This is a genomic window from Pseudomonas putida (genome assembly GCF_009883635.2).
Classification (GTDB): Bacteria; Pseudomonadota; Gammaproteobacteria; order Pseudomonadales; family Pseudomonadaceae; genus Aquipseudomonas; species Aquipseudomonas putida_W.
This window is the reverse complement of the sequence record NZ_CP026115.2, coordinates 3,070,326-3,096,184: the sequence shown is the minus strand read 5'-3', so window position 1 is coordinate 3,096,184 and position 25,859 is coordinate 3,070,326. Positions and strand designations below refer to the sequence as shown.

The window sequence follows — 25,859 nt, the reverse complement described above, 5'->3', positions numbered from 1 at the left end:
TAGTCATGGAAGGCCTATGAACTGTCAACCTTGGTTAAAATTACTGGTTTACAAGTGTATAAATATTGATCATAGCTGCTTACTGTGCGGTGAGCTCGCCGAACAGCGCTACCCGCTGTGTGTCGCCTGCGAGCAGGAACTACCGTGGCTCGATGAACATTGCCTGCGTTGCGCCCTGCCCTTGCCGATGGCCGGCCTGACCTGCGCCCAGTGCAGCCGCCGCCCGCCGGCTTTCGATCAGGTCATAGCGCCTTGGCACTATGGGTTCCCGCTGGACACACTGATCAGCCGTTTCAAGCACAACGGCCAATGGCCGCTGGGCCGATTGATGGCTGAAATGCTCGGCCTCAATTTGCACCATCGCTACCAGGATGGCCTGGCCAGGCCAGACCTGCTGTTGCCTGTTCCGCTGGCCCGGCGTCGGCTACGCGGGCGAGGTTTCAACCAGGCCGGCATGCTCGGGCGGTGGCTGTCGAAGGCCCTGGCCATCGAATGTGATGAGCGGTTGTTGCTGCGCACACGTGAAACACCGGCACAACAGAACCTGGATGCCCGGGCACGCCGAGGCAACCTGCGCCGGGCTTTCGCGCTGGCCAGCGCGGCATCGCTCAAGGGCAGCCACGTTGCCGTGGTCGATGATGTGCTGACCACCGGGGCCACCGCGCAGGCTATCGCGCAACTGCTGCGTGAGGCCGGCGTACGCAGGGTCGATGTGTATTGCCTGGCACGCACGGCAAAACCGGGGCAAGCTTGACGGGTCAGTTCCAGATAGGCGCCACCATGTCCCTCCCCGCACTCCTCACCCAGCATATCGCCCGCCGCCCGCAGCGCATCGCCCTGCTCCAGCACATCGCCGAACAAGGCTCGATCACCCGTGCGGCCAAGGCTGCCGGCATCAGCTACAAGGCTGCCTGGGATGCCATCGATGAACTCAACAACCTGGCCAGCCAGCCCTTGGTTGAGCGCAGCACGGGCGGACGTGGCGGGGGTGGCGCAAGGCTCTCGGTAGAAGGTGAGCGGGTGCTGCGCCTGTACCAGAAAGTGCAGGCACTGCAGGCAGAGATTCTCGAAGCGGCGGAAGAGTCCAGCGACCTTGACCTGCTTGGCCGCCTGATGCTGCGTACCAGCGCGCGCAATCAGCTGCAGGGGCAGGTCAGCGGGCTGCGCAGGGAGGGCCGGCATGACCGGGTCAGCCTGGCGCTGGGCGGCGGGCTGGAAATCGACGCATTGATTACCCATGACAGCACGGCGCGGCTGGAGCTGACACTGGGGGCCACAGTGATGGCCCTGCTCAAGGCCGGGTGGGTGCAGTTGCTGGGAGCGGAGGATGAAGCCGAGGCCGGCAGCAACTTGCTGAACGCTACCGTCGAAGAAGTCCTGGCGGATGCACAGGGCGACAGCGAGGTACGCTTGGCGCTGGGCAATGGGCAGACGTTGTGTGCGTTTGCCGAGGCGGGTTGGCTGGCCGGGCAGTCAGTGGGCGAAGGGAGCAAGGTACGGGTGCAGTTTCAACCGTCCTATGTGTTGCTCGGGGTACCGGTTTAAACCGCACCGGCCCCTTCGCGGGACAAGCCCGCTCCCACACGAAACGCGAGCAGGGCGTAATAAGGGTTCGCACTGGAATGCGATACCATACCCGCACGCCGCCCACCCCGGAGCTCCCATGTCTCACCCCTTCGATACCCTCACCCCCGACCTGGTCCTGGACGCAGTGGAAAGCCTGGGCTTTCTCAGCGATGCCCGGGTCCTGGCGCTGAACAGCTACGAGAACCGCGTCTATCAGGTGGGCATCGAAGATTCACAACCGTTGATTGCCAAGTTCTACCGCCCGGGCCGCTGGAGCGATGCGGCGATTCTCGAAGAGCACCAGTTCACCGCCGAACTCGCAGACTGCGAAGTGCCCGTGGTCGCGCCGCTGCAACACGGCGGCCAGACCCTGTTCGAGCACAAGGGCTTTCGCTTCACCCTGTTCCCGCGCCGAGGTGGCCACGCGCCGGAGCCCGGCAACCTCGACCAGCTCTACCGCCTCGGCCAGTTGCTCGGCCGTCTGCACGCGGTTGCCGCAACCCGCCCGTTCGAACATCGCGAAACATTGGCTGTGGACAACTTCGGCCACGCTTCACTGCAAACACTGCTGGAGGGCGATTTCGTCCCGCGTGAGTTGCTGCCTGCGTTCGAGTCCGTAGCCCGCGAACTGCTCAAACGGGTCGAGGATATCTACGCACGTACCCCGCATCAGGTGATGCGCCTGCACGGCGACCTGCACCCTGGCAACCTGATGCATCGCGACGACGTCTATCACGTCGTCGACCTGGACGACTGCCGTATGGGCCCGGCCGTGCAGGACCTATGGATGATGCTGGCTGGCAGCCGCGAAGAGCGCCTTGGCCAATTGGCCGAGCTGATCGACGGCTACAACGAGTTCCACGACTTCGACCCACGCGAACTGCCACTGATCGAGCCCTTGCGCGCCCTGCGCCAGCTGCACCACTGCGCCTGGCTGGCGCGGCGCTGGGATGATCCGGCATTCCCGCGTAGCTTCCCCTGGTTTGGCCAACCGCGTTACTGGGGTGACCAAATCCTCGCGCTGCGTGAGCAGACGGCGGCGCTGGACGAACAACCATTGAAATTGTTCTAGATAGCCGAGAGGGTCTGTCTACAATAGGCGTCGCTGTATTTAGCTACCTAAGCAAGGATTCTGCATGCACGCCGCAAACCCGCGTCGCGGGTACATACTTGGCCTGTCGGCCTATATTATCTGGGGTTTGTTCCCCCTGTACTTCAAAGCCATCCAGAGCGTCCCGGCGGTGGAGATCATCGTCCACCGGGTGCTTTGGTCCGCGTTGTTCGGCTCCCTGCTGCTGTTGGTGTGGAAACACCCAGGCTGGTGGCGCGAGCTGCGCGACAACCCCCGCCGCCTGGCGATTCTGGCCCTGAGCGGGACGCTGATCGCTGCCAACTGGCTGACCTACGTGTGGTCGGTGAACAGCGGTCGCATGCTCGAAGCCAGCCTGGGCTACTACATCAACCCCCTGGTCAATGTGCTGCTGGGCATGCTCCTGCTCGGAGAACGCCTGCGCCGCCTGCAATGGCTGGCCGTGGGCATGGCTGCAGTGGGCGTGGCACAACAAGTGTGGCAGGTGGGTAGCCTGCCGTGGGTGTCGCTGATGCTGGCATTGACCTTCGGCTTCTATGGGTTGATCCGCAAAAAGGCCCCTGTGGCAGCGCTCCCGGGGCTGGTGGTGGAAACCTGGATGCTGGTGCCACTGGCGCTAGGCTGGTTGCTGCTGAACCCTACTGCGGTCAGTGCCCAGGGTGCGTTCTATACCAGCAACGAAGCACTGTGGCTAATGGCAGCAGGGCCGGTGACACTGGTGCCGTTGGTCTGCTTCAACGCCGCCGCCCGACATTTGCCTTATACCACCCTGGGCTTCCTGCAATACCTGGCGCCGACACTGGTGCTGCTGCAGGCAGTGCTGCTTTTCGATGAGCATTTGTCTTCGAGCAGCCTGGTGGCCTTCATCTGTATCTGGGCGGGCCTGGCGCTCTACAGCGTCGATGCCTGGTTGAACCTGCGCAAACGCGCCTGATCAAAAAACGATCAAAACTGCACAGGCCACGTCGTTCGTGGCCTGCAGCAACCTCTCCAAAGGTTATCCACACCCTCGTCCCCGTGCTTTGTGCACAAACGACTGATTTTTGTACGTTTTTTGCTCAAACCTCGGGAAGGCTTGCCGTTCCTGGGCTAGCGAGGTGCGCCCCCAGGTTATCCACAGGGCCTTCCCCGTGAAATCGGGATAACCGTAGGGGGCCTCGAAGCGGCCCAGGCAATCTCGAATCAGTCCTCCGGCCGCAACTTCAACTCCACCATCAAGTCGTCCGCCAGGCTCTCCAGCTTCTGCTGCAGGTCATCCAGCGACAAGGTCAACGGCAGCGCCAGCAGCGCATCGGCATGGAACAGCGGCTCACTGCTCATCGGCGCCGGCCGCACTTCGGTGGTGAAGCGCTCCAGGTTCACCCCCTGGTCCGCCAGCAGGCGGGTGATATCGCGCACGATGCCAGGGCGGTCGTTGCCCACCAGTTCCATGGCAATGGGCTTCCAGGTACATGACGGCTCGATGCCACTCTCGGCGATGAGCACGCGAATATCGTATTGCCCCAGCGCCTGCAGCGACTTCACCAGCTCGTCGTAGTTTTCCGCCGGCACCGCCACCCGCAGGATCCCGGCAAACTGCCCGGCCATCCGCGACATGCGGCTCTCCAGCCAGTTGCCGTTATGATCGGCGATGCACTGGGCAATGCGCTCGACCTGGCCGGCCTTGTCCGGGGCAATCACGGTCAGTACAAGATGATCCACAGGCCCTTCCTCTGCGTCGGGCCGCCCTAGGCGGCGAAAATACGGGGGATCGACTCAGTATAGGCAAGGCGCGGCAACCTGCCGCAGGGCAATCCGCACAAGCAATCGTGTACTGTTTCAAGATTTATCTGGAACAATCCACCCATTTTTTGCGAACATACGTTCTCCCAGCGTGACCATACGCGACCAACCGGTCGCATAACGGCGCTTTTAGTCTGATTTTGCCTCGCCTACTGCTTCATGTAGTATCCCGTGGCGCGGACTACAAAACGTCGTTTGGATGTCTGCCAAGGCGCCTGTGAAAATACGCACACTGCCTGCCAGCCTGTCTGGCCGGCTGCACCCAGCCGCCTTCGGGTCTAGTTCGATGGCAAGCACTGGTACGTGTTTAGAGAAGCGCTACAGGCTTAATACAGAAGAGCGAAATAGCTGAGCAGAGGTGAGGCAAGCAATGACTGGATACGTTCAAGTCGGTGGCCTTCAGGTCGCCAAGGCCCTGTACGACTTCGTCAACAACGAAGCGATTCCTGGAACCGGCATCGAAGCCGAGAAGTTCTGGGCAGGGGCGGCAGAGATCATTAAAGACCTCGCTCCAAAGAACAAAGCCCTGCTCGCCAAGCGTGACGAGCTGCAAGCCAAGATCGACGCCTGGCACCAGGCACGCAAAGGCCAGGCACACGACGCCGTAGCCTACAAGGCATTCCTCCAGGAAATCGGCTACCTGCTGCCACAAGCCGAGGATTTCCAGGCCACCACCCAGAACGTGGACGAAGAAATCGCCCACATGGCCGGCCCACAGCTGGTCGTCCCGGTGATGAACGCCCGTTTCGCCCTGAACGCCGCCAACGCCCGTTGGGGTTCGCTGTACGACGCCCTGTACGGCACCGACGCCATCAGCGATGAAGGCGGCGCCGAGAAAGGCCAGGGTTACAACAAGCTGCGCGGCAACAAGGTGATTGCCTTCGCCCGCGCCTTCCTCGACGAAGCCGCACCACTGGCGGCCGGCTCGCACGTCGACTCCACCAGCTATCGCATCGAAGGTGGCAAGCTGGTCGTCGCCCTGAAAGGCGGCAGCAACAGCGGCCTGCGTGATGACGCCCAGCTGATCGGCTTCCATGGCGACGCCAAGGCGCCGACCGCCGTGCTGCTCAAGCACAACGGCCTGCACTTCGAGATTCAGGTCGACGCCAGCACCCCAGTCGGCAGCACCGATGCCGCCGGCGTCAAAGACATCCTGATGGAGTCGGCGCTGACCACCATCATGGACTGCGAAGACTCGGTCGCCGCCGTCGATGCCGATGACAAGGTCATCGTCTACCGCAACTGGCTGGGCCTGATGAAAGGCGACCTGGCCGAAAGCGTGAGCAAGGGTGGCAAGACCTTCACCCGCACCATGAACCCGGACCGCGAATACGCCGCGCCCAATGGCGGCAGCGTAACCCTGCACGGCCGTTCGCTGCTGTTCGTGCGCAACGTGGGCCACCTGATGACCAACCCGGCGATTCTCGATGCCCAGGGCAACGAAATCCCCGAAGGCATCCAGGACGGCCTGTTCACCAACCTGATCGCCCTGCACAACCTCAACGGCAACACCAGCCGCAAGAACACCCGCAGCGGCAGCGTGTACATCGTCAAGCCGAAGATGCACGGCCCGGAAGAAGTCGCCTTCGCCGCCGAGATCTTCAGCCGTGTCGAAGACCTGCTGGGCATGAAGCGCAACACCGTCAAGGTCGGCATCATGGACGAGGAGCGCCGTACCACGGTCAACCTGAAGTCCTGCATCAAGGCGGCCGCCGAGCGCGTGGTGTTCATCAACACCGGCTTCCTCGACCGCACCGGTGACGAAATCCACACCTCGATGGAAGCTGGCGCCGTGGTGCGCAAGGGCGCCATGAAGAACGAGAAGTGGATCGGCGCCTACGAGAACAACAACGTCGACGTGGGCCTTGCCACCGGCCTGCAAGGCCGTGCGCAGATCGGCAAGGGCATGTGGGCCATGCCTGACCTGATGGCCGCCATGCTCGAGCAGAAGATCGCTCACCCACTGGCCGGCGCCAACACCGCCTGGGTACCGTCGCCGACCGCCGCCACCCTGCACGCCCTGCACTACCACAAGGTCGACGTGCAGGCGCGTCAGCGCGAGCTGGCGTCGCGCACCCCGGCTTCGGTCGATGACATCCTGACCATCCCGCTGGCGGCCGACACCAACTGGTCGGCCGAAGAGATCCGCAACGAGCTGGACAACAACGCCCAGGGCATCCTCGGCTATGTGGTGCGCTGGATCGACCAGGGTGTGGGTTGCTCGAAGGTACCGGACATCAACGATGTCGGCCTGATGGAAGACCGCGCCACCCTGCGCATCTCGGCCCAGCTGCTGGCCAACTGGCTGCGCCATGGCGTGGTCAGCCAGGAGCAGGTGCTGGAAAGCCTCAAGCGCATGGCTGCAGTGGTCGACAAGCAGAACGCCGGTGACGCCCAGTACCGCCCGATGGCGCCGAACTTCGACGACAACGTCGCGTTCCAGGCGGCGATCGAGCTGGTGGTCGAAGGTGCCAAGCAGCCGAACGGCTACACCGAGCCAGTACTGCACCGCCGCCGTCGCGAGTTCAAGGCGCGTAACGGGCTGTAAGCAATATCAGTGAAAGGGCCGCTTTGCGGCCCCGATCCTGTGTCACTCAATCTTCAGCTCCTTCTTCACCAACCCCAGCAGTTTCCCCAGGTCCACCGGCTTCAGCAGAAAATCCACCACCCCCAGGTGCATCACGTCCACCGCCTCCTTCACATCGGTGTCGCCCGACACCACGATGATCGACAACGCTGCCCGCTCCGATTCGCGAATCTGCCTGATCAACTCCAGGCCATCGCTGGGCTGCATGCGCAGGTCGGTAATCATCAGCGCAATGCGCGGTTCATAATGCAGCTTGAATATCGCCTCCTGGGCCCCATCAGCAGTCATGCACTCGATGCCCCTGCTCTTCAGGTACCACTTCAGCGCCTCGCTGTTCACCGGATTGTCATCGACAATCAACACTACCGGACTGGGCGCAAGGGGCGCACTCACCACGGCCAATGCTTCGCGTTCGGCGTCACTCAGGATGTCGTCATGCTCAGCCATGGTCATCTCGTCAAAAAAATCCCGCTCAGTGGTTAGGACCGCAAAAGCCCTGTAACCCGGCTCGCCTTTCGTCGGGTCTTTGACAGCAGCGGCTCACTAGACTTACGTCCAATGGGCACCACCCCGCTGCCAGCCGACCATGGGGACCGAGAACAACAAGGCCGCTCCTATATATAGATATATATAGTTCGGCGTAGCTATACGGTCAGTGTCATGAGCAAAAAGGACGCCTACAGTCAGGCGGGAAGAACGGCAGTACTGCAGAACATCCAGGGCACTTTGCAGTTTCTGCAGCGTTTCCCGCCGTTCAACCAGATGGAGCAGAGCCACCTGGCCTTCCTGGTGGAACAATGCCAGCTGCGCTTCTATGCCAGCGGCGAAAGCATCATCAAACCCACGGACGGGCCCGTCGAGCACTTCTACATCGTCAAGCAGGGCCGGGTCGTCGGCGAGCGCCAGCACATGGTCAAGCCTGGGGTGGAAACCACCTTCGAGATCACCGGCGGCGAATGCTTCCCGCTGGCAGCGCTGCTCGGCGAGCGGGCGACGCGCACCGAACATTTGGCCGGCGAAGACACTTTCTGCCTGCAGCTGAACAAGGCCGCGTTCATCCGCGTGTTCTCGATGTCGGAAGTGTTTCGAGATTTTGCGCTGCGTGGCGTCAGTAGCCTGCTCGACCAGGTCAACCAGCAGGTCCGCCAGCGCGCGGTGGAAACCCTCGGCACCCAGTACTCGCTGAATACCCCGCTGGGCGAACTGGCCATGCGTCACCCAGTGGTCTGCGCGCCGGATACAACGCTGCGCGAGGCGGTGCGCCTGATGCATGAACAGCAGGTCGGCAGCATCGTCGTGGTCGACCCGCAACGCTGCCCGCTGGGCATCTTCACCCTGCGTGACTTGCGCCAGGTGGTGGCCGCCGCCGATGCCGACCTCGGCGCGCCAATCGAGCAGCACATGACCGCCAGGCCGTTTTACCTCAGCCCCAAGGCCAGCGCCTTCGATGCGGCCATGGCGATGACCGAGCGGCATATCGCCCATGTCTGCCTGGTGGACAACCAGCGCCTGTGTGGCGTGGTGTCCGAACGTGACCTGTTTTCCCTGCAGCGGGTCGACTTGGTGCACCTGGCGCGTACCATCCGCCATGCGCCACGCCTCGATTCGCTGGTGCAGTTGCGCGGCGAGATCGGCCAGTTGGTCGAGCGCATGCTCGCCCACGGTGCCTCCTCGACGCAGATCACCCAGATCATCACCCTGCTCAACGACCACACGGTATGCCGGGTGATCGAGCTGGCCATTGCCGAACGTGGCGACCCCGGTGTGCCGTTCAGCTGGCTGTGCTTCGGCAGCGAAGGGCGCCGCGAGCAGACCCTGCACACAGACCAGGACAACGGCATTCTTTTCGAAGCCACCGACGACGCCGAAGCCGAGGCCATTCGCGCACGCCTGCTGCCCTTGGCGCAGTACATCAACCAGTGCCTGGCCCAGTGCGGTTTTACCCTGTGCAAGGGCAATGTCATGGCCGGCAACCCCGAGCTGTGCCTGTCACGCGCGCAGTGGGCACGGCGCTTTGCCAGCTTCGTGCGCGAGGCCAGCCCGGAGAACCTGCTGGGCTCGAGCATCTACTTCGACCTGCGTGTGGTCTGGGGCGATGAGCAGGGTTGTGAACAACTGCGCCGGCAGCTGCTGGAGCAGGTGGCAGACAACCGCATCTTCCAGCGCATGCTGGCCGACAACGCCCTGCGCCAGCGCCCTCCGGTGGGCCGCCTGCGCGAGTTCGTGCTGACCCGCCAGGGCAACGACAAGGCCGCCACCCTCGACCTCAAGGTCCAGGGCCTGACACCTTTCGTCGATGGCGCCCGCCTGCTGGCCCTGGCCAACGGCATAGGTGCCTGCAACACCTTGGAGCGCCTGCGCCAGCTGGTCGACAAAGGGGTCATCGAAGCGCTCGACGGCGCCGCTTACGAAGAGGCCTACCACTTCATCCAGCAAACCCGCATGCAGCAGCACCAGCGCCAGACCCGCGACAACCTGCCGTACTCCAACCGCCTCGACCCAGACAGCCTCAACCATCTGGACCGGCGCATCCTGCGCGAATCCCTGCGTCAGGCCCAGCGCCTGCAAAGCAGCCTGGCCCTGCGGTATCAGTTATGAGCCTGTTCGCCTGGCTGCGCCCCGCTGCCCCGCTGCTGGACGATGCCTTGCGCCAGCGCCTGGCACGGCTGCCCAAGGCCAGGCCACTGGGGGTGTGCCCGTTGCGCGAGCAGCGCTGGGTGGTGCTCGACCTGGAGACCAGTGGCCTGAACCCGAACCGCGACCAGGTGCTGTCGATCGGCGCGGTGGCCATCGAGGATGGCGCCATTGATTTCGCCCAGCAGTTCGAACGCACCCTGCACCGCCCTGAACAGAAAACCAACGCCAGCGTGCTGATCCATGGCCTTGGGCCAAGTGCCCTGGCCGCTGGCTGTGACCCGGCCGAAGCCTTGCTCGACCTGCTCGAATTCATCGGCGACAGCCCGGTGCTGGCGTTCCATGCACCTTTCGACCAGCGCATGCTTGCCCGGGCCCTGAAGGATAGCCTGGGCCATCGGCTGCAGTTGCCCTTCCTCGACGTGGCAGAACTGGCGCCGATGCTCAACCCCGACACCGTGTTGCGCGAGGCTGGGCTGGATGACTGGGTGGCACGCTTCGGCCTGCAAGTGGATGAACGTCACCATGCCAGCGCCGATGCGCAGGTCACGGCGGAGCTGGCGCTGATCCTGTTCAGCCAGGCCCGCCGCCAGCAGCTCGACAGCCCATTGCAGCTGGAGCAGCGGCTGCGGGGTTGGCGCAGGCGCGCAGTGCATAACCACGGCCTTTGAATAGGCTTGTCCCGCGAAGAGGCCATCAGCCTTTTCCATGATGGCAATCCGATAAGCGTACATTGCACCCTACCCCCTGCCTCTGTAACAATCGCGAATAATTATCGTTAGTTAATGCATTCGTTCCAGGGGGACGCTGCGTGTCTTCTGTCCACAGCCCACACGCCGAACTGGTTGGCTCGCTGTACCGCGACCACCGCAGCTGGCTGCTCGCCTGGCTGCAGCGCAGCATGGCCTGCCGCCAGCGTGCCGAAGACCTGAGCCAGGACACCTTCGTGCGCCTGCTCGGGCGCGAGCAACTCGACACCCCGCGCGAACCGCGTGCCTTCCTCGCGGCCGTGGCAAAGGGCCTGATGTTCGACCACTTCCGCCGCGCGGCGCTGGAACAAGCCTACCTGGCCGAGCTGGCGCTGATCCCCGAAGCCGAACACCCGTCCCCGGAAACCCAGCACCTGATCCTCGAAGACCTCAAAGCCATCGACCGCCTGCTCGGCAAGCTGTCGAGCAAGGCCCGCGCAGCCTTCCTGCACAACCGCCTGGACGGCATGGGCCACGCCGAAATTGCCGAACGCCTGGGCGTTTCGGTGTCACGCGTGCGCCAGTACATCGCCCAGGGCATGCGCCAGTGCTATGTGGCCCTGTACGGGGAACCGACGTGAACAACACACCGGTTTCGTCGCGGGTACTAGAAGCCGCCATTGCCTGGAAAATGAGCCTGGACGATGGCAGCGGCACACCTGACGAGCGCAACGAATTCATCCGCTGGCATGCCGCCAGCGAGGAACATGCCCGTGCCTGGCGCCAGCTCGGCGCCCTCGACCACCGCGTCAGCGTCGCTGCCGGCCCGGCTCGCCAGGCCCTGCTGCAATCGCGCGTCAGCCTGCGACGCCGGATCGGCAAGGCCGGCAGCGGGCTTGCCGGCCTGTTCCTGCTCGGCGCTGTGCTGGCCGGGGTCGGCACACCGTCGTTGGCGCCCAGTTACTGGCTGGCGGATCAACGCACCGCCACCGGTGAACTGCGGACATTGCGCCTGGCCGACGGCACGCTGCTGAGCCTCAATACCCACACCGCCGTGGACATCGACTACGCCGGCGACCAGCGGGTGCTGGTGCTGCATCAAGGCGAAATATCGGTGGAAACCGGCCACGACGACCCACGCCCGTTGCTGGTGCGTACCGACGATGGCCGCCTGCGGCCGCTGGGTACGCGTTTCCTGGTGCGCCGCGAAGACAGTGGCACGCGCCTGGAAGTCCTGCAGTCGTCAGTAGCCGCCATGCCGCACAACAGCGGAGACGAACAGGTCCTGCACGAAGGCCAGCAAGTGCTGATGAACAGCAACGGCCTGGGCCGGATAGGCCCGGTGCAGGCCGGGGCCGATGCCTGGACCCGCGGCATGCTGGTGGTCGACAACGTGCGCCTGGCCGACCTGCTGAAACAGCTGGGCCACTACCGCAGCGGTCACCTGGGCGTGGCCGATGAAGTGGCCGACCTGCGCGTGACCGGCAGCTTCCCGCTGACCGACACCGACCTGGCCCTGGCTTCGCTGGTGCCGGCGCTGCCAGTGAAGATCGAGCGGCATACGCCGTGGTGGGTGACCGTAGTACCCAAGTAAATCTGTACCGGCCTCTTCGCGGCGGTTCGGCGCCCCGACAAGCCCGCTCCTACAGCGTTTCTGAAACCTGCATGGTCCTTGTAGGAGCGGGCTTGCCCCGCGAAGGGGCCGGTGCAGGCAAAAGCCAGATTCAAATAATTCTCACTTTTTTTCCGATTCCCCCTGTCACTTCTGGAATCTCGCTCGGCAAGGAAGCAGTTAGCACTTATCCGTCGAGGAGCCGCTGCATGTCCCGTGCCGTTGATCGTATCCTGCGTCCTAGCCTGATGGCCCTGGCCATCGCCGTGGCCACGCCATTGTCCAGCACCGCCCTGTTCGCCGCCGAGCAGTCCGCGCCGCGCGTCTACAACCTGCCCGCCGCACCGCTGGCCAGCACCCTGAACCAGATCGCCAGCCAGTCGGGCATCGCCCTGGCCATCGACCCGGCGCTGGTCAGCGGCCGTACCTCGGCCCCGGTCAATGGCCAGTACAATGGCCTTGGCGCCCTGCAAGCCGCCCTGCAGGGCACTGGACTTCAACTGCAGCAGAGCAGCGTCGGCAGCTACAGCCTGGTCGCCGTACCCGATGGTGCCTTGGCCCTGCCGGAAACCACCGTGAATGCCGCCAGCGCTTCCGAGAGTGCCTGGGGCCCGGTCGATGGCTACCTGGCCAAGCGCACCGCCGCCGGCACCAAGACCGATACCGCGCTGGTCGAAGTCCCGCGTTCGATCTCCGTGGCGACCCGTCAGCAGATGAGCGACCGCGGCGTGCACAGCCTGGACGACGCGGTGAAATACATGCCGGGTATCGTCTCCGCCAGCTTCGGCAGCGACACCCGCTACGACTGGATGCGCGTGCGTGGTTTCGAACCAACCCAGTTCCTCGACGGCCTGCCGCTGCCACGGGGCGTATATGCCAACCCGAAGGCCGAAACCTGGAACCTCGACCGCCTGGCCCTGCTGCGTGGCCCAGCCTCGTCGCTGTATGGCCAGACCCCGCCCGGCGGCCTGCTGGACATGGTCAGCCGCCGCCCGCAGCCTGAAAGCGCCCACGAGATCGAACTGCAGTACGGCAGTGACAACCACCGCCAGATCAACTTCGCCAGCACCGGCAAGATTGATGACGAAGGTCGCTTTCTTTACGGCGTCAGTGGTGTGATTCGCGATGGGGGGACGCAGATCGACCATATTGATGACAAGCGCTACAACATCGCCCCGAGTCTGACCTGGAACATCGACGACGATACCTCGCTGACCCTGCTGACCCAGTTCACCCGCGACGATACCGGTGCCACCAGCCAGTTCCGGCCGATCCAGGGCACTAAGATCGACATGCCGTTCGGCAAGATCTCTCACCACAAGAACCTGGGTGACCCGGACTACGAGTTCTACGACCGCACCTACTACGCGCTGGGCTACGCCTTCGAACACCGCATCAACGATGTCTGGCAGTTCCGGCAGAACCTGCGCTACACCAAGACGGACCTGGCATTCCAGACCATCACCCCTGGCAGCTATTACCAGCCAGGTGGCCCGGTGAAGGACGATGGCACCGTCAGCCGCATGTCCACCAACACTGATGAAGACATCAGCCAGTTCGCGGTGGACAACAACTTCCAGGCCGACTTCGCCACCGGCGACGTGACCCACACCCTGCTGCTGGGGCTGGACCACCAGCGCGTGAACACCAACTACTTGTCGATCTTCGGCTTCAACGTGCCGGACAGCAACGTGATCAACCCGGTCTACGGGGTGCCGATCACCCGTCCGGACCGCTCCACGGCGTTCTACGACTATGACCAGAAAACCCGTCAGACCGGCGTGTATGTTCAGGACCAGATGGCCCTCGGTAACTGGCGCCTGACCCTGGGCGGTCGTGAAGACTGGGTGCACACCAGCACCAAGTACTTCAACCAGGGTGATGCCACCAATACCCAGCGGGACAAGCAGTTCAGCGGCAACGCCGCCATCAGCTACGTGTTCGATTCGGGTTTCGTGCCTTACCTGTCCTATGCCGAGTCGTTCCAGCCGGCCGCCAATGCGTCCGCGTCCGCCACCGAATCGTTCAAGCCGACCGAAGGCAAGCAGTGGGAGCTGGGTATCAAGTACCAGCCACCGGGTTCCAACACCCTGCTCTCGGCAGCCGTGTATGACCTGACGCAGAAAAACGTCTCGGTCACCAACAACGAAGGCGGCGTGACCTTTACCAGCCAGACCGGCGAAGTGAAAGTCCATGGCCTGGAGCTGGAAGCGGTTTCCGACGTCACCGAAAACCTCAAGCTGACCGCCGCCTACACCCTGGCCAAGTCGGAAGTGCAGGATGGCCTTTACAAGGGTAACCGCCTGCAGCTGATGCCCAACCAGCAAGCCTCGCTGTGGGCCGACTACACCTGGCACAGCGGCGTGCTCGACGGCTTCGGCATCGGCGGCGGCGCGCGCTATACCGGCAACACCTACGGCGACCAGGCCAACACCTACCTGGGCAAGGCCAACGCCTACACCGTGTTCGACGCCACCGTGCACTACGACCTGGGGCGCCTGAGCAACAGTCTCAAAGGCGCGTCGGTGGCGGTCAATGCCACCAACCTGTTCAACAAGGACTACCTCTCCACCTGCGATAGCTACTACTGCTACTACGGCGACGAACGTAGCGTCGTGGCCAGTGCTTCCTACAAGTGGTGATGACCTGACTGGCTGAGCATGTCGACCAAGCCGTCCCCCTGGGGGCGGCTTTGGTCTTTCTGGACATCGAGAAACATAATGCAATGAAAAGCCCAACCATCCGCCGCTGGTCGGTGATCCACACCTGGAGCAGCCTGGTCTGCACCCTGTTCCTGCTGTTGCTGGCACTCACCGGCCTGCCGCTGATCTTCCACCACGAACTCGAACACCTGCTCGGCGATGCCGCAGAACTGCGCGAGATGCCAGCCGGCACCCCGCACCTGGACCTGCAACAGCTGGTACTGAAAGCTGAGCAGCACCGCCCCGGTGAGGTTGTGCAGTACTTCGGCTTCGACAAGGACGAGCCCAACGGCGTACTCGCGATCACCGCTGCCACAGCCGGCACCGAACCCAATTCGTCCCATACCTTCATGCTCGACGCCCGCACCGGCGAAGCCGTGGCCATGCCGGCCGCCAATGGCGGCTTCATGATGCTCATGTTGCGCCTGCACGTAGACATGTTCGCCGGCCTGCCCGGCAAGCTGCTGCTGGCCTTCATGGGCGTGCTGTTCATCGTCGCCATCGTCTCCGGCACGGTGCTGTATGCGCCCTTCATGCGCCGCCTCGACTTCGCCAGGGTCCGCCATGACAAATCGCGCCGCCTGCGCTGGCTCGACCTGCACAACTTGATTGGCATAGTCACCCTGGCCTGGGCGCTCACTGTCGGCGTTACCGGGGTGATCAGCGCGCTCTCCGACCTGGTCATCGCTGCCTGGCGCAACGACAGCCTGGCCACCATGGTCGCCCCCTACCGTGACGCCCCGCCACTCACCAAGCAAGCGCCAGCCACACGCTTGCTGGAGATTGCCGAGCAAGCCGCCCCTGGGATGCGTCCAGACTTCATCGCCTTCCCCGGCACGCGATTCTCCAGCGAGCACCACTACGCCGTATTCATGAACGGCGCCACACACTTGAGCTCACACCTGTTCACACCGGTGCTGATCGATGCCCGCACCCTGAAAGTGACCGCCGTCGGCGAGCGCCCCTGGTACATGGACGCCATGGGCCTGTCGCAACCGCTGCACTTCGGTGACTACGGCGGGCGGCCGATGCAGATCCTCTGGGCGCTGCTCGATGTGCTGACCCTCATCGTGCTCGGCAGCGGCCTGTACCTGTGGTGGGGCAAACAGCGCAGATCGAAGGCAACAACCTCATGAGCCACCACTCGCAACCTACCTGGCGGGTCATCATCTGGCCCACGCTGATAGCGCTACTCACTATCAGCGGCTTGTTCGCCGCCTTGCTGGGCGACGGTGTCTGGGACAGCCTGAGCTGGCTCAGCCTGGGCTTCAGCGCCGCAGTGAGCCTGTCCGGCTTCTGGCCACGAACGCGGCGATAACGGGCTAGCACCTGCCATCCTCATGGCATTGCCACGGTGGGCTCCCCCCTGCGGAGCCTACCCATGAGCCCATTGCAAAACCTCGAAGCCCTTGATGCACGTATCGCTGAATTGCAGCAAGGCCAACCGCAACTGCAAGAATCGATCGCTCCTGATCGCCAGCGCCAGGACTTTTTTGCTCAACTCGCCGACTTCTGGAGCGCCCCCGTAGAGGCCGGGGAGAGCCGCCTGGAGCAGCTCGGCCAACTGCGACGCGCGCAGCTGCTGGCCGAACTGGAACTGCGCCTGGCCGACCACACGCTCGACGCCGACGCCGCCGCGCTCTTGCGCACCTGCCTGTCGCTCCCTCTTGCCTGGCAACGGCAAAACCCGCCCCTGGCCCAGGTCTTGCGCCCAGTGTTCAGCACACTGTCGCCCAGCCGCCGCTGCCATTTGCCTGGTGCGCTGGTCATCGTGACAGCGACGCCAGGGCAAGCGGTGGCCCCCGGCGACAGTACCGGCAACGCCCTGCTTTGCACCTTTTCACATGGCATCGAGGCGTTTGCCGACCTGAACCAGCTGCACATCGAGCTGTGCGAGCGTCTGGACGACCCCCTGCAATCGCAGCCCTTGCTGGCACTGCTGGCGCACCCCGAAGAGCGCTTGCTCGTTCAGCAGGCCGACCGGCTGCGCTATGAATGGTATGCCGACGACCCATTCGCCTATCAGGCCCAGTGCCTGATCGACCTGCAGCGGCTGCGCCTGACCGAGGTGTGGCGCTCGCAGGGCAAGTACGCAACGGGACAATTGCACGCCCATCTGGACCGAGCGATGGACCTCACGCCCCTGATCGGCAGTGAACAGCCGCTGAGCACCCGCTATGCCCTGCTGCTGGAAAAGCACCTGCCGCCGTGGTTGCGCAAAACTTCAGCCCAGGGCTTGGCGCACATCATGCAAACCATGCAAGACCTCGCCGGCGCCATCGCCTTGGCAAGCGGGCCGGGGATACTCTCATTCGAAGCCTTCACACAGCGGCACAACCTGATCGAGTGGGTGCGGGAACGGCTGAGCGAAAAGCTGCGCAATGGCTTCGGCATTACCACCCCTGCGCATGCCATCCAAGTCAGCGTCACACTGGCGCGCCGCAAGGGGGCACTGGTCAATCCACTTCACCCTTCAAGCTATATTCCAGTGGCCAGCCGTCCACAGGTGGGCGATACCGTCGAGCTGGTAACGATCACCTACCGGCTGGACGAGTTGGCGCTGCTCAATATCGAGTGGTTCGATATCAACTACTGGTTGACTGCCAGGGTCCACGGGGATGAGACCCTGCACCTCGAAGGGCTGACGCCCGAAAAGCTCAAGCAGATGGTGCGTGACCTGGATGCCGGCACCAGCTATCAGCGTTTTCTGAAAAAGCACCTGCTTCACTCTCCCACGGCAAACTGGCGCATGGAAGCGCATGGGCGCATCAACCGAGCACGCATGATGGCTGAGGCGGTGAAGGCGCGTCACGCAGGGCATTTTCTCGCCGATTCGAGAGAATGGGGTTACCGCTGGGCGCGCACGATCATCCGTTACCCCAACAGCAACTGGCGCGCCACTGTCGATGAGCACCGCATCAGCGTGCGCCAGCTTTTGATCAAAGGCGAAACCTTGCAGGGCGTGCTGCTGCTCAACGCAGAGGTAAAGGCTGTGACCACGATAGTGGTGTATGCACCGGACGCTCCAGACCGGCGACCCTGGCGCGAATACCGCAATGCCCGGGAACTGTTGCGCGAACTGCGCGGCAATGTGCAAATACGCGAGTACGTCCGGGACCGCTTGCCGCTGTCGAAACCCGGAAAAGTCGAAAAACTGCTGCTCAGCGGCAAACTTGCACCGCATCTCCAGCGGCTGGTAGTCGACGAGAACCTGTTCGAAGCCCAATACAAAGCCGAAGTTCGCGCCCTGATGGCTCAGGTGGATGCCAGCACCCGCAGCAATGCAGAGTTACTGGGCAGGTTCTCAGTCAATGCCCTTCGCCTGCTGCTTGACCTGGTCAGCCTGGTCCTGCCGTTCCCCGCGTCCATTGCCCTGGCGTTTGGCAGAGCCGCAATATCGATCTGGGAGGGTTTCGAAGCACTTGAGGAAGGTGACCGGTATGGCGCCCTGCACCATGCCTTCGCCACATTCAGCCACCTGCTGGACGGCTTCCACGGCAGCTTGGAAGGGCTTGAACCCACACCCGCTGGGCTCAAGGGATTCAGTGGCGCACCCTTGCTGCGCCGGGTGCTGCGAGGCATGCCTGCGCCAAGGCCCTTGCCGCTTCCTGCAACTCAGGCAGTGGCGCAGGAGGTCAGTAAGCTGCGCTACCTGATCGATGGCATCTACAAAGAAGGTATCTATGAAAAGACCGGCAGCAATCCCGGGCTCAGTCAGTACTACATAAAAGACCAGCAGGGCCGTGTGTACCATGTCAACTTCGACGGCCACCGCTGGCGGGCGACGGACCCGCGCCAGCCGGACGCCTTTATCAAACTGCCACTCAAACGCCTGCTGAACGGCAACTGGGTCGTCGATTCCCCAGTCCTGTGGCATGACGGTTTGCCTGACTTGCAGGCCCTGCTCGAGAGCTGCCGGCTGGCACCGCAACGCGAGGGGTCAGAGCTAGCTCTGGAGCCAGGCCTTTTCGAAGCCGATGGCCAGTTGTACTTGCAACTGCAGGGCCATCAATTACCCGTGCGTCGTCATCTACTGACCGACCATTACCATCTGCAAGTACCCGCGTCAGCACTGGGGGCTGTTCATGCGTGGGCGGTGCTCAGACGCACCGATCAGCAATGGCGCATCCGCGTACGCCAGCCAGGGCGCAGCAGCGACTGGCTGGCACTGCCGGCGGACTACTCGGCCAGCCTGGGCAGCAACCTGTCCAGCCGCTGACGCAAGGCGCTGCCGCTCGGCCAGTTGCGCAGCAGCCGCGCCCGGTCTCGGGCGTAGGCCGGGGCGAAGCTGAGCTGGGTGGCGTGCTGCTGCATGGCGTCCAGGTCGATCAGCGACCACTGGTCGTTATCCCAAAACAGGTTGTGGCCCTTGAAGTCACCGTGGCTGATGCGCTCGCGAATCAGCTGCTGCATGACGTGCACCAGGGCATCGACCTGTTCTTCCGGCGCATCGCCGTTGTCCACGTAGGGCGCGAAACACGCAGCCAGGTCCGGCCCATCGACATATTCGGTGACCAGGTAGGCGCGGCTGCGCAGGCCCATCACCCGTTGCTCCAGCACCGCCAGCGGGCGGGGCGTGCCGATGCCGAGGAACTCCAGGCGGTGCCCTTCTATCCACGAATGCCAGGCGCGGCTCGGGCGCCAGAAACGCTTGAACCAATGCGCGGTGTTCTTGATGTTGTAACGCTTGAGCACCAGCTTGCGACCGTTCACTTCGATGCGCGCCACGCTGGCCGCACCACCGGTCTTGTACAGGTGGCCCTTGTCGATTAGCGCGTCGGCTTGTTCCAGCACCGGCAGCATGGCGTCCACTTCGCTGCGGCGAATCGCGCGCAAGCCCGAAAGGCTGCGCTCGACGCTGAACAGGCTGCACTCGCGACCGGCCTTTTCCAGGTAATCCTTCTGCCGCCAGCTGCGCACCTTGTCCACCTGCTTCTGCAGCGCTTCCATCGGCAGCGCATGCTCGGCGTTGGCCAGCAGGTAGTGCACCAGCAACTCTTCGATGAACGGTTCCAGGCGCTTGGGCAACTGGGCAAAGAACACCCCGAGGTTTTCCAGCACACGTGGGCGCGACAGCTGTTGCCCGGGCGTCTCGGCCTTGATGCCGGCGCCGTCGATCAGGTACAGCTTGCCGCCGTGGCGCAGCAGGTTGTCCAGGTGCAAGTCTTCCTGCCACAGGCCTTGGGCATGCATCTGTGCCACGACCGTGAGGGCTTCGCCCAGGACCAGGTGCTGCTCGTCGGCCAGTACCGGCAGGTTTTCCACCGCAGCCCAGGCATCGGCCAGGCTTTCAGCACCCTCGAGGAACTCGAACAGCAACCAGCCGCCCTCGCCTTCCTTGAGGCCGTCGGCGAGCAGTTGCGGTGTGGTCAGGCCTTCTTTGGCCAACAGCTTCACGCCATCCAGTTCGCGCTGGAAATGCCGTGCGGCATTGCTGCCGACCAGCAGCTTGGCCAGCACCGGGGTGCCGCGCCAGATGCCGGCGCCGACATAGCGCTGGCCAGGCAACACCCGCAGCAGGCTGAGCAGTTGCAGGTCAGCCGTGCCAGCAGCATCGGCCAGGGTGATGCTCAAGGGCAGCGTCGGGCTGCGCCCGGCGTCTTTGAGTTCGGACAAACGCATCAGCGGGCCTCTTTTTCACGACGGCGTTGCGTCAGGCGTTGCAGCCAGGTGCCGACCAGGGCGCTGTCGGCAGGCTGCTGCAGGTAGGCGGCCAGCAACTGGCGCACGTCCGCCTCGCTCCAGGCACCGGCACGGCGCAGCAGCGGCTCCAGATCGCGCAAGCGGTCGCGCATGCCGAACAGCAGCGGCCGGGTCTTTTCCAGGTCGATCAGCTGCGCTTCCCAGCCTTCGCGGCGCTGGCGCAAGAAGATGTGCTTGGGATAGAAGCAGCCGTGTACCTGGCCGGCACCGTGCAGCGTACGCGCCAGCTGGCCGCAGGCCTTGAGGATGCCCACCCGGGCGTCATCGGCAAGCTGCGGCCACTGCGCCAGCAGGCCCTCCAGGTCGCTCCATTCGTCCAGAGCACGGGTCATCAGGATCGCCCGGTGCTGGCCGTTCTGCTTGCGCTCGCCGTAGAACACGGCCTGCAAGGCCGGGATGCGCAGTTTCTGGTAGCGGCTGATATTGCGGAATTCGCGGGCGAAAGTCGGTTCGCCAAACGGCCGGTGCAAGGTGCGGGTCAGGTAGTCGCTCTGGCGCTTGAGGTAATAGCCTTTGCCTTCAAGCTCCAGGCGGTAGACGCTGCTCCAGCCGCCACGGCCGGTGTTGGGTTCGTCCACGGCATCGAGCTGCAGCGCCCACAGCGCTTCGAAGTCGTTCAAGCCATGGCGTTTGAGCAGCGCGAGGTCCGCGCTGGCCAGGTAATCGGTCATTCCCTTCCCTCGAAGAAGCTCAGCACCTGACGAATACGCCGCTTGTCGCGTGCATTCAGGCGCTGACGCCCACGGTACTGCAGGTAGAAGCGCAGGCGCTGGGTCGCCGTCAGGTGATATTTGGCCACCTTGTCCAGGCATGCCAGGTCTTTGATCATGCGGTGGCGCCACATGAAGCCGCGCCAGAAGTCGCCGGTCGGGCAGTCGATGAAGAACAGCGTGCCCAGGTCGTCGACCAGCAGGTTGCGCCATTTCAGGTCGTTGTGGGCGAAACGGTGCTCATGCATCACCCGGGTGTGGCGCGCCAGCTGACGGCTCAGCTTGTCGACCCAGACCCGGTCGGCCAGGCGCGGGTCGTTGCGCTCGGCCAAGGCCGAGAGGTCTTCGGTGTGCGGCAGTTCACGGGTGATCATCGCGCCACGGCCAAAGGCCAGGCCTTTGCGTTCCAGGCCCCAGGCCACCACTTCGGCCGTGGGAATCTCCCACTTGGCGAACTGCTTGAGGTTCTGCCATTCGGCCTTGATGCGTGGCCGGCCCAGATAGCGACGCATGTGCTTGCCAGCGCCGGTATAGCGCTTGACGTAGTAGTTGACCCCGTCACGCTCGACGCGGATGACCTCGCTGAGCGGGTCACGCGTGAGGTGTTCGCCCTTGAGGGCAAAGACCGCATCGAGGCTGCCGAAGTCCGACGCCAGATGTTCGTAGCCTGGCGCCAGTGTCCAACCCGCCATCAGAGTGCATCCCCATAGCGTTGCTTGCGATCGTAGAGCTTCTGCGCCTTGCGTTCGAGCCAGGCGAGCAGCGCCGCTTCCTCGGCCAGAATCTGCCGCAACGGTTGCTGGAAATAACCGCGCAGGAAGCGCAGCTTGTCGCGCCGGGTCAAGCCGATGTCCAGCGCCGAGAAATACAGCGCGGCCAGGTCCTTGTCACGCCAGCGGCGGCTGATTTTCGCCCGGGTCTGGGCGCGGTGCAGGTCGATGACCGACAGTTTGAAGTCTTCCGGCGTCACCGGGCGGTCTGTGTGCAGCAGGAAGTGGCAGATGTAACAGTCGCGGTGGTTGACCCCGGCGCGGTGCATGCCGCCGGTCATCTTCGCCACTTCAGCGATCAGCGCGCGCTTCAGACGCGGCTCTGGTGGGTTCTTCACCCAGTCGATGCTGAAGTCTTCCAGGCTGATGGTCGGTGCCAGCTCTTCGGTGACAATGAACGAATGCTGCCTTGCCGGGTTGCTGCCGCGCTCGCCATAGGCCACAGCGGTCATGGTCGGCACGCCCACTTCATGCAGGCGCTGGATGGCCTGCCATTCCTGGCCGGCACCCAGCACAGGCAGCTTGGCGGTGAGCAGGTTCTTGAAGATCTCGCCCCAGCCGATGCCACGGTGGATCTTTACGAAGAAGCCTTCGCCCTCGACTTCGGTACGCAACGTGCGGCGGCCTTCCAGCTCGCGATAGACCTCGCCTTGCAGCGCTTCCACGGCATCGAAGGCATCACGCCCGGCCCACAGGCGCTTGAAGGGTTCGGCCACTATCAGCTTCATGCGTTCTCCTGCCCCAGGATCACATCGGCAGCATGCTGCGGCATGCTGTACAGGTCGGCGCTGTCGGCGAAGGCCAGGCCATTGCGCGACCAGTCGGCGCGGGCCTGCCCGTCTTCCAGCATGCGCTGCAGGTATGCATTGAGCTGCTCCTGTTCGAACGGCTCGTCCAGCACCAGGCCACTGTCGGCCTCGTCGATGTAGTGGGCGTAGCCGCAGACCTTGGACACCAGCACCGGCAGGCCGGCCACCAGGGCCTCAAGCAGCACCGTGCCGGTGTTCTCGTTGTACGCCGGGTGGATCAGCAGGTCGGCGCCAAGCAGGAAGCGCGGGATGTCGCTGCGGCCCTTGAGGAACTGCACCTGTTCGCCCAGGCCCAGGGTCGCGCTCTGCAGCTGAAACACCTTGGGGTCGTCCTGGCCGATGACCATCAGTTTGGTGCGCTTGCGCAGCGCCGATGGCAGCGCGGCCAAGGCCTTGAGGCTGCGGTCGACGCCCTTGGTCTTGAAGCCCGACCCGATCTGCACCAGCAGCAGGTCATCATCGCCCAGGTTGAATTCCTTGCGGAACTCGGCGCGGATCTCGGCGGCATTGGCCGGCGCGCGGCGGTCCTGGGAAATACCCGGTGGCAGCAGGTGGAAGCGCTCCACGGGGGTGCCGTAGTGCTTGATGAACAGCGGCTGCTGCACTTCGGAAATCATCAGCACTTCGGTACGGGCGTCCTTGGCGAACACCGCACGCTCGTACTCGGCGAAGTGCCGGTAGCGGCCCCAGCGGCGGTACAGGCCACCGCGCAGGGTCTGCGCCTTGTCCTCGAAGCAGCCGTCGGCGGCGTAGTAGACGTCCAGCCCCGGCATCTTGTTGAAGCCGATCAGGCGGTCGACCGGACGCTTGGCCAGGTCCGCTTCCATCCAGGCGCTGAGCTTCTCGTTGCGGCGGTGGTTGAAGATCGCCTTGACCGGCGCCACCAGCACCTCGAAGCCCGGCGGAATGTCACCCTCCCAGATCAGCGTGTACACGCGGATCTGGTGGCCCCGCTTCTGGCATTCCAGGGCAATGCGCATGAAATCGCGCTGCAGCCCGCCGAAGGGGAAATATTTGTAAAGCACGAAAGCCAGTTGCATCAACGAACATCCTCAGCCAGCAGCAGCGCGCTCAGGCGGCTCGCTACATGCTCGGGATTCAGGCGAGTGAAGCACAGCGGCCACTCGCGTTTCAGATCGAACCGGCGCAGGTCGTCTGCGCTCGGTTTGTAGGTGCACTTCTTCTGCAGGCACGGTGCGCATGGGAAATCGCTGGCCTGGTGAACCTGCACGCGCCCGTAGGCGCCGGTCAGGCCCGGGTTGGTCGGGCCGAACAGCGAAATGGTCGGCACGTCCAGCGCTGCGGCCAGGTGACCGAGGCCGGTATCCACCGCCACACAGGCCTTGGCCGCCGCGAGCACGCGGGCGACGCCGGCAAGGTTCAATTTGGGGAGCACCTGGCAGTTGTTCAAGCCTTGGGCGATACGCTCGGCGCGGGCCTTCTCGGCTGGGTTGCCCCACGGCAGGCGCACTTGCAGCTTGCGCCGGCCCAGGCGCTCGGCCAGTTCACGCCAGTAGGCTTCGGGCCAGTGCTTGGTCGCCCAGGTCGTGCCGTGCAGAAACACTACGTAGGGCGCAGCCGGCGGCAGTTGCAGGCGGTCAAGGTCGAGGCCGTAGTGGCCGATGCCTTCCGGCAGGTCATAGGCCAGGGCCATGGCGAACAGCTGGCGCACACGCTCCACGGCATGCTGGCCGACGGCAACCGACAGCGGCCGGTCGTAGAAGCGGCTGGCCCAGCCTTCACGGGCCGAGAAGCGGTCCAGGCCGGCGACCGGGGCCTTGACGTAGCGGGTCAGCCAGGCCGACTTGACCAGGCCCTGGGCATCGATCACCAGGTCATACTTGCGCTCGCGAACGCGCTGCTTGAACGCCTTCCACTCGCCGCTCTTGATCGTCTGCCAGATGTTCTTGCGCCAGCGGCGGATCGCCACCGGTATGACCTGGTCGACCGCCGGGTGCCAGCTGGGAATTTCGGCGAAGCCTTCTTCCACCACCCAGTCGAAACGGATGCCCGGGATGGCATGGGCGGCGTCAGTCAGCGCCGGCAGGGTGTGGATCACATCACCCAGCGACGAGGTCTTGATGATCAGTACCCGCACTTAGTCGACCTCGGCCACGGTATCGATCAGGTTCGGACCGCCCAGGCTGTGCAGGGCAGCGATGACTTTGCCAGGCTCCAGCAGGCGCAGGCAGTTGTAGTGGCCGAAGCGGCAGGTGCGGTCGAAGCACGGGCTGCACTCGATGCCGGTGCGCACCACTTCCACCTGTTCGGCCAGCGGCGGCGTGAAGCCTGGCGAAGTGGAACCGTACACCGCGACCAGCGGGCGATTCAGCGCGGCGGCCACGTGCATCAGGCCGGAGTCGTTGGACACCACGGCATCGGCGCAGGACATCAGGTCGATCGCCTCGGCCAGCGAGGTCTCGCCGGCCAGGTTGTACGACTCTTCACGGAAGCCCGGAATCAGGCGGTCGCGAATCTGCTCGCCGACCGGGTGATCGTTCTTCGAGCCAAACAACCACACCTGCCAGCCCTGGCGGATCATCGCGTCAGCGACTTGGGCGTAGTGCTCGGCCGGCCAGCGCTTGGCCTCGCCAAACTCGGCCCCAGGGCACAGCGCCAGCACCGGGCGGTCCAGCGCCAGGCCAAACTTGGCCATGGCGGCTTCACGGCTCTGCGCTTCGATCTGCAGGTTCGGCCGCGGATACGGCTGCGGCAGCTCGGCGCCGGGCGCGTAGGCCAGGGCCATGAAACGCTCGATCATCAGTGGGTAGCGGGCCTTGTCCAGCTTGCGCACGTCGTTGAGCAGACCGAAACGCATTTCGCCACGCCAGCCGGTGCGCTTGGGGATGCCGGCAAAGAACGGCACCAGCGCTGACTTCAGCGAGTTGGGCAGCAGGATGGCCTGGTCGTACTGGCCGGCCAGGGACTTGCCGATGCGCCGACGCGTGGCCAGCTCCAGCGCGCCGTGGCCGAGCGGAAAGCTCAAGGCCTGGCGCACTTCGGGCATGCGTTCGAGGATCGGCCGGCTCCACTCGGGCGCCAGCACGTCGATCACGCAGTCGGGGTGCTGCTGTTTCAGGCACTGGAACAGGGTCTGCGCCATCACCATGTCGCCGACCCAGCTGGGGCCAATGATCAGTATTCTCATGCTTAGTCCAGAAACGCTCGGGGAGGCTACAGGCTGCATACAGCCTGGCCTCCCCTC

General features: G+C 64.0%; 22 protein-coding genes. 13 read left to right on the top strand and 9 right to left on the bottom strand.

All coding sequences use genetic code 11. The features are described 5' to 3' along the window. Positions 1-16 precede the first annotated feature (16 nt). From C2H86_RS13980 to rarD, 4 genes are all read left to right on the top strand, one after another. Positions 17-754: a ComF family protein gene (locus tag C2H86_RS13980; RefSeq protein WP_159408618.1), complete on the top strand. Its 738-nt coding sequence runs from the start codon at positions 17-19 to the stop codon at positions 752-754. Positions 755-780: 26 nt separating this feature from the next. Continuing rightward, positions 781-1,545 carry a TOBE domain-containing protein gene (locus C2H86_RS13975; protein ID WP_159408617.1) on the top strand — a complete coding sequence of 255 codons (765 nt, stop codon included), beginning with the start codon at positions 781-783 and terminating at the stop codon, positions 1,543-1,545. Positions 1,546-1,663: 118 nt separating this feature from the next. Continuing rightward, complete coding sequence (locus C2H86_RS13970) at positions 1,664-2,638, top strand: serine/threonine protein kinase (protein ID WP_159408616.1); 975 nt, start codon at positions 1,664-1,666, stop codon at positions 2,636-2,638. Positions 2,639-2,702: 64 nt separating this feature from the next. Continuing rightward, positions 2,703-3,590 carry an EamA family transporter RarD gene (rarD, locus tag C2H86_RS13965; RefSeq protein WP_159408615.1) on the top strand — a complete coding sequence of 296 codons (888 nt, stop codon included), beginning with the start codon at positions 2,703-2,705 and terminating at the stop codon, positions 3,588-3,590. 248 nt (positions 3,591-3,838) lie between these two features. On the opposite strand, the gene C2H86_RS13960 is transcribed toward rarD, so the two are convergent. Then, positions 3,839-4,357 carry a glycine cleavage system protein R gene (locus tag C2H86_RS13960; RefSeq protein WP_054885257.1) on the bottom strand — a complete coding sequence of 173 codons (519 nt, stop codon included), beginning with the start codon at positions 4,355-4,357 and terminating at the stop codon, positions 3,839-3,841. A 451-nt stretch (positions 4,358-4,808) separates the two neighbouring features. On the opposite strand from C2H86_RS13960, the gene C2H86_RS13955 reads away from it, so the two are divergent. After that, positions 4,809-6,986 carry a malate synthase G gene (locus C2H86_RS13955; protein ID WP_159408614.1) on the top strand — a complete coding sequence of 726 codons (2,178 nt, stop codon included), beginning with the start codon at positions 4,809-4,811 and terminating at the stop codon, positions 6,984-6,986. A 42-nt stretch (positions 6,987-7,028) separates the two neighbouring features. Here the strand turns inward: C2H86_RS13955 and C2H86_RS13950 are convergent, their stop codons facing one another. Further along, positions 7,029-7,472 (bottom strand): response regulator, encoded by a 444-nt coding sequence (locus tag C2H86_RS13950; protein WP_159408613.1) that lies wholly within the window; start codon positions 7,470-7,472, stop codon positions 7,029-7,031. Between the two features lie 213 nt (positions 7,473-7,685). Between C2H86_RS13950 and C2H86_RS13945 the strand changes: the two genes are divergently transcribed. The 8 genes from C2H86_RS13945 (at position 7,686) to C2H86_RS13910 (ending at position 18,881) form a co-directional block, all read left to right on the top strand. Further along, on the top strand, positions 7,686-9,623 hold the full coding sequence (locus C2H86_RS13945) for a DUF294 nucleotidyltransferase-like domain-containing protein (RefSeq protein WP_159408612.1): 1,938 nt from the start codon (positions 7,686-7,688) through the stop codon (positions 9,621-9,623). Then, positions 9,620-10,330, top strand: coding sequence for a 3'-5' exonuclease (locus C2H86_RS13940; RefSeq protein WP_159408611.1), 711 nt, complete (start codon positions 9,620-9,622; stop codon positions 10,328-10,330). The genes C2H86_RS13945 and C2H86_RS13940 overlap by 4 nt, the downstream gene beginning before the upstream one ends. A 140-nt stretch (positions 10,331-10,470) precedes the next feature. Further along, entirely contained in the window at positions 10,471-10,989 is a 519-nt protein-coding gene (locus C2H86_RS13935; protein WP_159408610.1) for an RNA polymerase sigma factor, read from the top strand. Beyond that, positions 10,986-11,942 (top strand): FecR domain-containing protein, encoded by a 957-nt coding sequence (locus C2H86_RS13930; RefSeq protein ID WP_159408609.1) that lies wholly within the window; start codon positions 10,986-10,988, stop codon positions 11,940-11,942. The genes C2H86_RS13935 and C2H86_RS13930 overlap by 4 nt, the downstream gene beginning before the upstream one ends. A gap of 227 nt (positions 11,943-12,169) precedes the next feature. After that, complete coding sequence (locus C2H86_RS13925; protein WP_159408608.1) at positions 12,170-14,602, top strand: TonB-dependent siderophore receptor; 2,433 nt, start codon at positions 12,170-12,172, stop codon at positions 14,600-14,602. An 83-nt stretch (positions 14,603-14,685) separates the two neighbouring features. Continuing rightward, positions 14,686-15,798 (top strand): PepSY-associated TM helix domain-containing protein, encoded by a 1,113-nt coding sequence (locus C2H86_RS13920; RefSeq protein ID WP_159408607.1) that lies wholly within the window; start codon positions 14,686-14,688, stop codon positions 15,796-15,798. Then, positions 15,795-15,980 carry a hypothetical protein gene (locus C2H86_RS13915; protein WP_159408606.1) on the top strand — a complete coding sequence of 62 codons (186 nt, stop codon included), beginning with the start codon at positions 15,795-15,797 and terminating at the stop codon, positions 15,978-15,980. The genes C2H86_RS13920 and C2H86_RS13915 overlap by 4 nt, the downstream gene beginning before the upstream one ends. A 63-nt stretch (positions 15,981-16,043) precedes the next feature. Continuing rightward, the gene (locus C2H86_RS13910; protein ID WP_159408605.1) at positions 16,044-18,881 is read left to right on the top strand and encodes a dermonecrotic toxin domain-containing protein; all 2,838 of its coding nucleotides are present in this window, start codon (positions 16,044-16,046) and stop codon (positions 18,879-18,881) included. Here the strand turns inward: C2H86_RS13910 and C2H86_RS13905 are convergent. From C2H86_RS13905 to waaF, 7 genes are read right to left on the bottom strand one after another with little or no spacing between them, the layout of a single operon-like run. Then, complete coding sequence (locus C2H86_RS13905) at positions 18,842-20,284, bottom strand: lipopolysaccharide kinase InaA family protein (protein WP_159408604.1); 1,443 nt, start codon at positions 20,282-20,284, stop codon at positions 18,842-18,844. The genes C2H86_RS13910 and C2H86_RS13905 overlap by 40 nt on opposite strands. Further along, the gene (locus C2H86_RS13900) at positions 20,284-21,036 is read right to left on the bottom strand and encodes a lipopolysaccharide kinase InaA family protein (RefSeq protein ID WP_159408603.1); all 753 of its coding nucleotides are present in this window, start codon (positions 21,034-21,036) and stop codon (positions 20,284-20,286) included. The genes C2H86_RS13905 and C2H86_RS13900 overlap by 1 nt, the downstream gene beginning before the upstream one ends. After that, a complete protein-coding gene (locus C2H86_RS13895; protein WP_159408602.1) occupies positions 21,033-21,767 on the bottom strand; it encodes a lipopolysaccharide kinase InaA family protein in 735 nt (244 codons plus the stop codon). Before C2H86_RS13895 ends, C2H86_RS13900 begins: the two co-directional genes overlap by 4 nt. After that, positions 21,767-22,573, bottom strand: a complete 807-nt coding sequence (rfaP, locus tag C2H86_RS13890) for a lipopolysaccharide core heptose(I) kinase RfaP (protein WP_159408601.1) — start codon at positions 22,571-22,573, stop codon at positions 21,767-21,769. Before rfaP ends, C2H86_RS13895 begins: the two co-directional genes overlap by 1 nt. Then, positions 22,570-23,694 carry a glycosyltransferase family 4 protein gene (locus tag C2H86_RS13885; protein WP_159408600.1) on the bottom strand — a complete coding sequence of 375 codons (1,125 nt, stop codon included), beginning with the start codon at positions 23,692-23,694 and terminating at the stop codon, positions 22,570-22,572. The genes rfaP and C2H86_RS13885 overlap by 4 nt, the downstream gene beginning before the upstream one ends. Continuing rightward, complete coding sequence (gene waaC, locus C2H86_RS13880; protein WP_159408599.1) at positions 23,694-24,752, bottom strand: lipopolysaccharide heptosyltransferase I; 1,059 nt, start codon at positions 24,750-24,752, stop codon at positions 23,694-23,696. The genes C2H86_RS13885 and waaC overlap by 1 nt, the downstream gene beginning before the upstream one ends. Then, the gene (gene waaF, locus C2H86_RS13875) at positions 24,753-25,802 is read right to left on the bottom strand and encodes a lipopolysaccharide heptosyltransferase II (protein WP_159408598.1); all 1,050 of its coding nucleotides are present in this window, start codon (positions 25,800-25,802) and stop codon (positions 24,753-24,755) included. Positions 25,803-25,859: the final 57 nt, after the last annotated feature.

Excerpts from the sequence above, each read along its gene's own strand:
- C2H86_RS13980 (WP_159408618.1), top strand. The coding sequence starts at position 17 with ATGAACTGTCAACCTTGGTTAAAATTACTGGTTTACAAGTGTATAAAT.
- C2H86_RS13975 (WP_159408617.1), top strand. The coding sequence starts at position 781 with ATGTCCCTCCCCGCACTCCTCACCCAGCATATCGCCCGCCGCCCGCAG.
- C2H86_RS13970 (WP_159408616.1), top strand. The coding sequence starts at position 1,664 with ATGTCTCACCCCTTCGATACCCTCACCCCCGACCTGGTCCTGGACGCA.
- rarD (WP_159408615.1), top strand. The coding sequence starts at position 2,703 with ATGCACGCCGCAAACCCGCGTCGCGGGTACATACTTGGCCTGTCGGCC.
- C2H86_RS13955 (WP_159408614.1), top strand. The coding sequence starts at position 4,809 with ATGACTGGATACGTTCAAGTCGGTGGCCTTCAGGTCGCCAAGGCCCTG.
- C2H86_RS13950 (WP_159408613.1), bottom strand. The coding sequence starts at position 7,472 with ATGGCTGAGCATGACGACATCCTGAGTGACGCCGAACGCGAAGCATTG.
- C2H86_RS13945 (WP_159408612.1), top strand. The coding sequence starts at position 7,686 with ATGAGCAAAAAGGACGCCTACAGTCAGGCGGGAAGAACGGCAGTACTG.
- C2H86_RS13940 (WP_159408611.1), top strand. The coding sequence starts at position 9,620 with ATGAGCCTGTTCGCCTGGCTGCGCCCCGCTGCCCCGCTGCTGGACGAT.
- C2H86_RS13925 (WP_159408608.1), top strand. The coding sequence starts at position 12,170 with ATGTCCCGTGCCGTTGATCGTATCCTGCGTCCTAGCCTGATGGCCCTG.
- C2H86_RS13920 (WP_159408607.1), top strand. The coding sequence starts at position 14,686 with ATGAAAAGCCCAACCATCCGCCGCTGGTCGGTGATCCACACCTGGAGC.
- C2H86_RS13915 (WP_159408606.1), top strand. The coding sequence starts at position 15,795 with ATGAGCCACCACTCGCAACCTACCTGGCGGGTCATCATCTGGCCCACG.
- C2H86_RS13910 (WP_159408605.1), top strand. The coding sequence starts at position 16,044 with ATGAGCCCATTGCAAAACCTCGAAGCCCTTGATGCACGTATCGCTGAA.
- C2H86_RS13905 (WP_159408604.1), bottom strand. The coding sequence starts at position 20,284 with ATGCGTTTGTCCGAACTCAAAGACGCCGGGCGCAGCCCGACGCTGCCC.
- C2H86_RS13900 (WP_159408603.1), bottom strand. The coding sequence starts at position 21,036 with ATGACCGATTACCTGGCCAGCGCGGACCTCGCGCTGCTCAAACGCCAT.
- C2H86_RS13895 (WP_159408602.1), bottom strand. The coding sequence starts at position 21,767 with ATGGCGGGTTGGACACTGGCGCCAGGCTACGAACATCTGGCGTCGGAC.
- rfaP (WP_159408601.1), bottom strand. The coding sequence starts at position 22,573 with ATGAAGCTGATAGTGGCCGAACCCTTCAAGCGCCTGTGGGCCGGGCGT.
- C2H86_RS13885 (WP_159408600.1), bottom strand. The coding sequence starts at position 23,694 with ATGCAACTGGCTTTCGTGCTTTACAAATATTTCCCCTTCGGCGGGCTG.
- waaF (WP_159408598.1), bottom strand. The coding sequence starts at position 25,802 with ATGAGAATACTGATCATTGGCCCCAGCTGGGTCGGCGACATGGTGATG.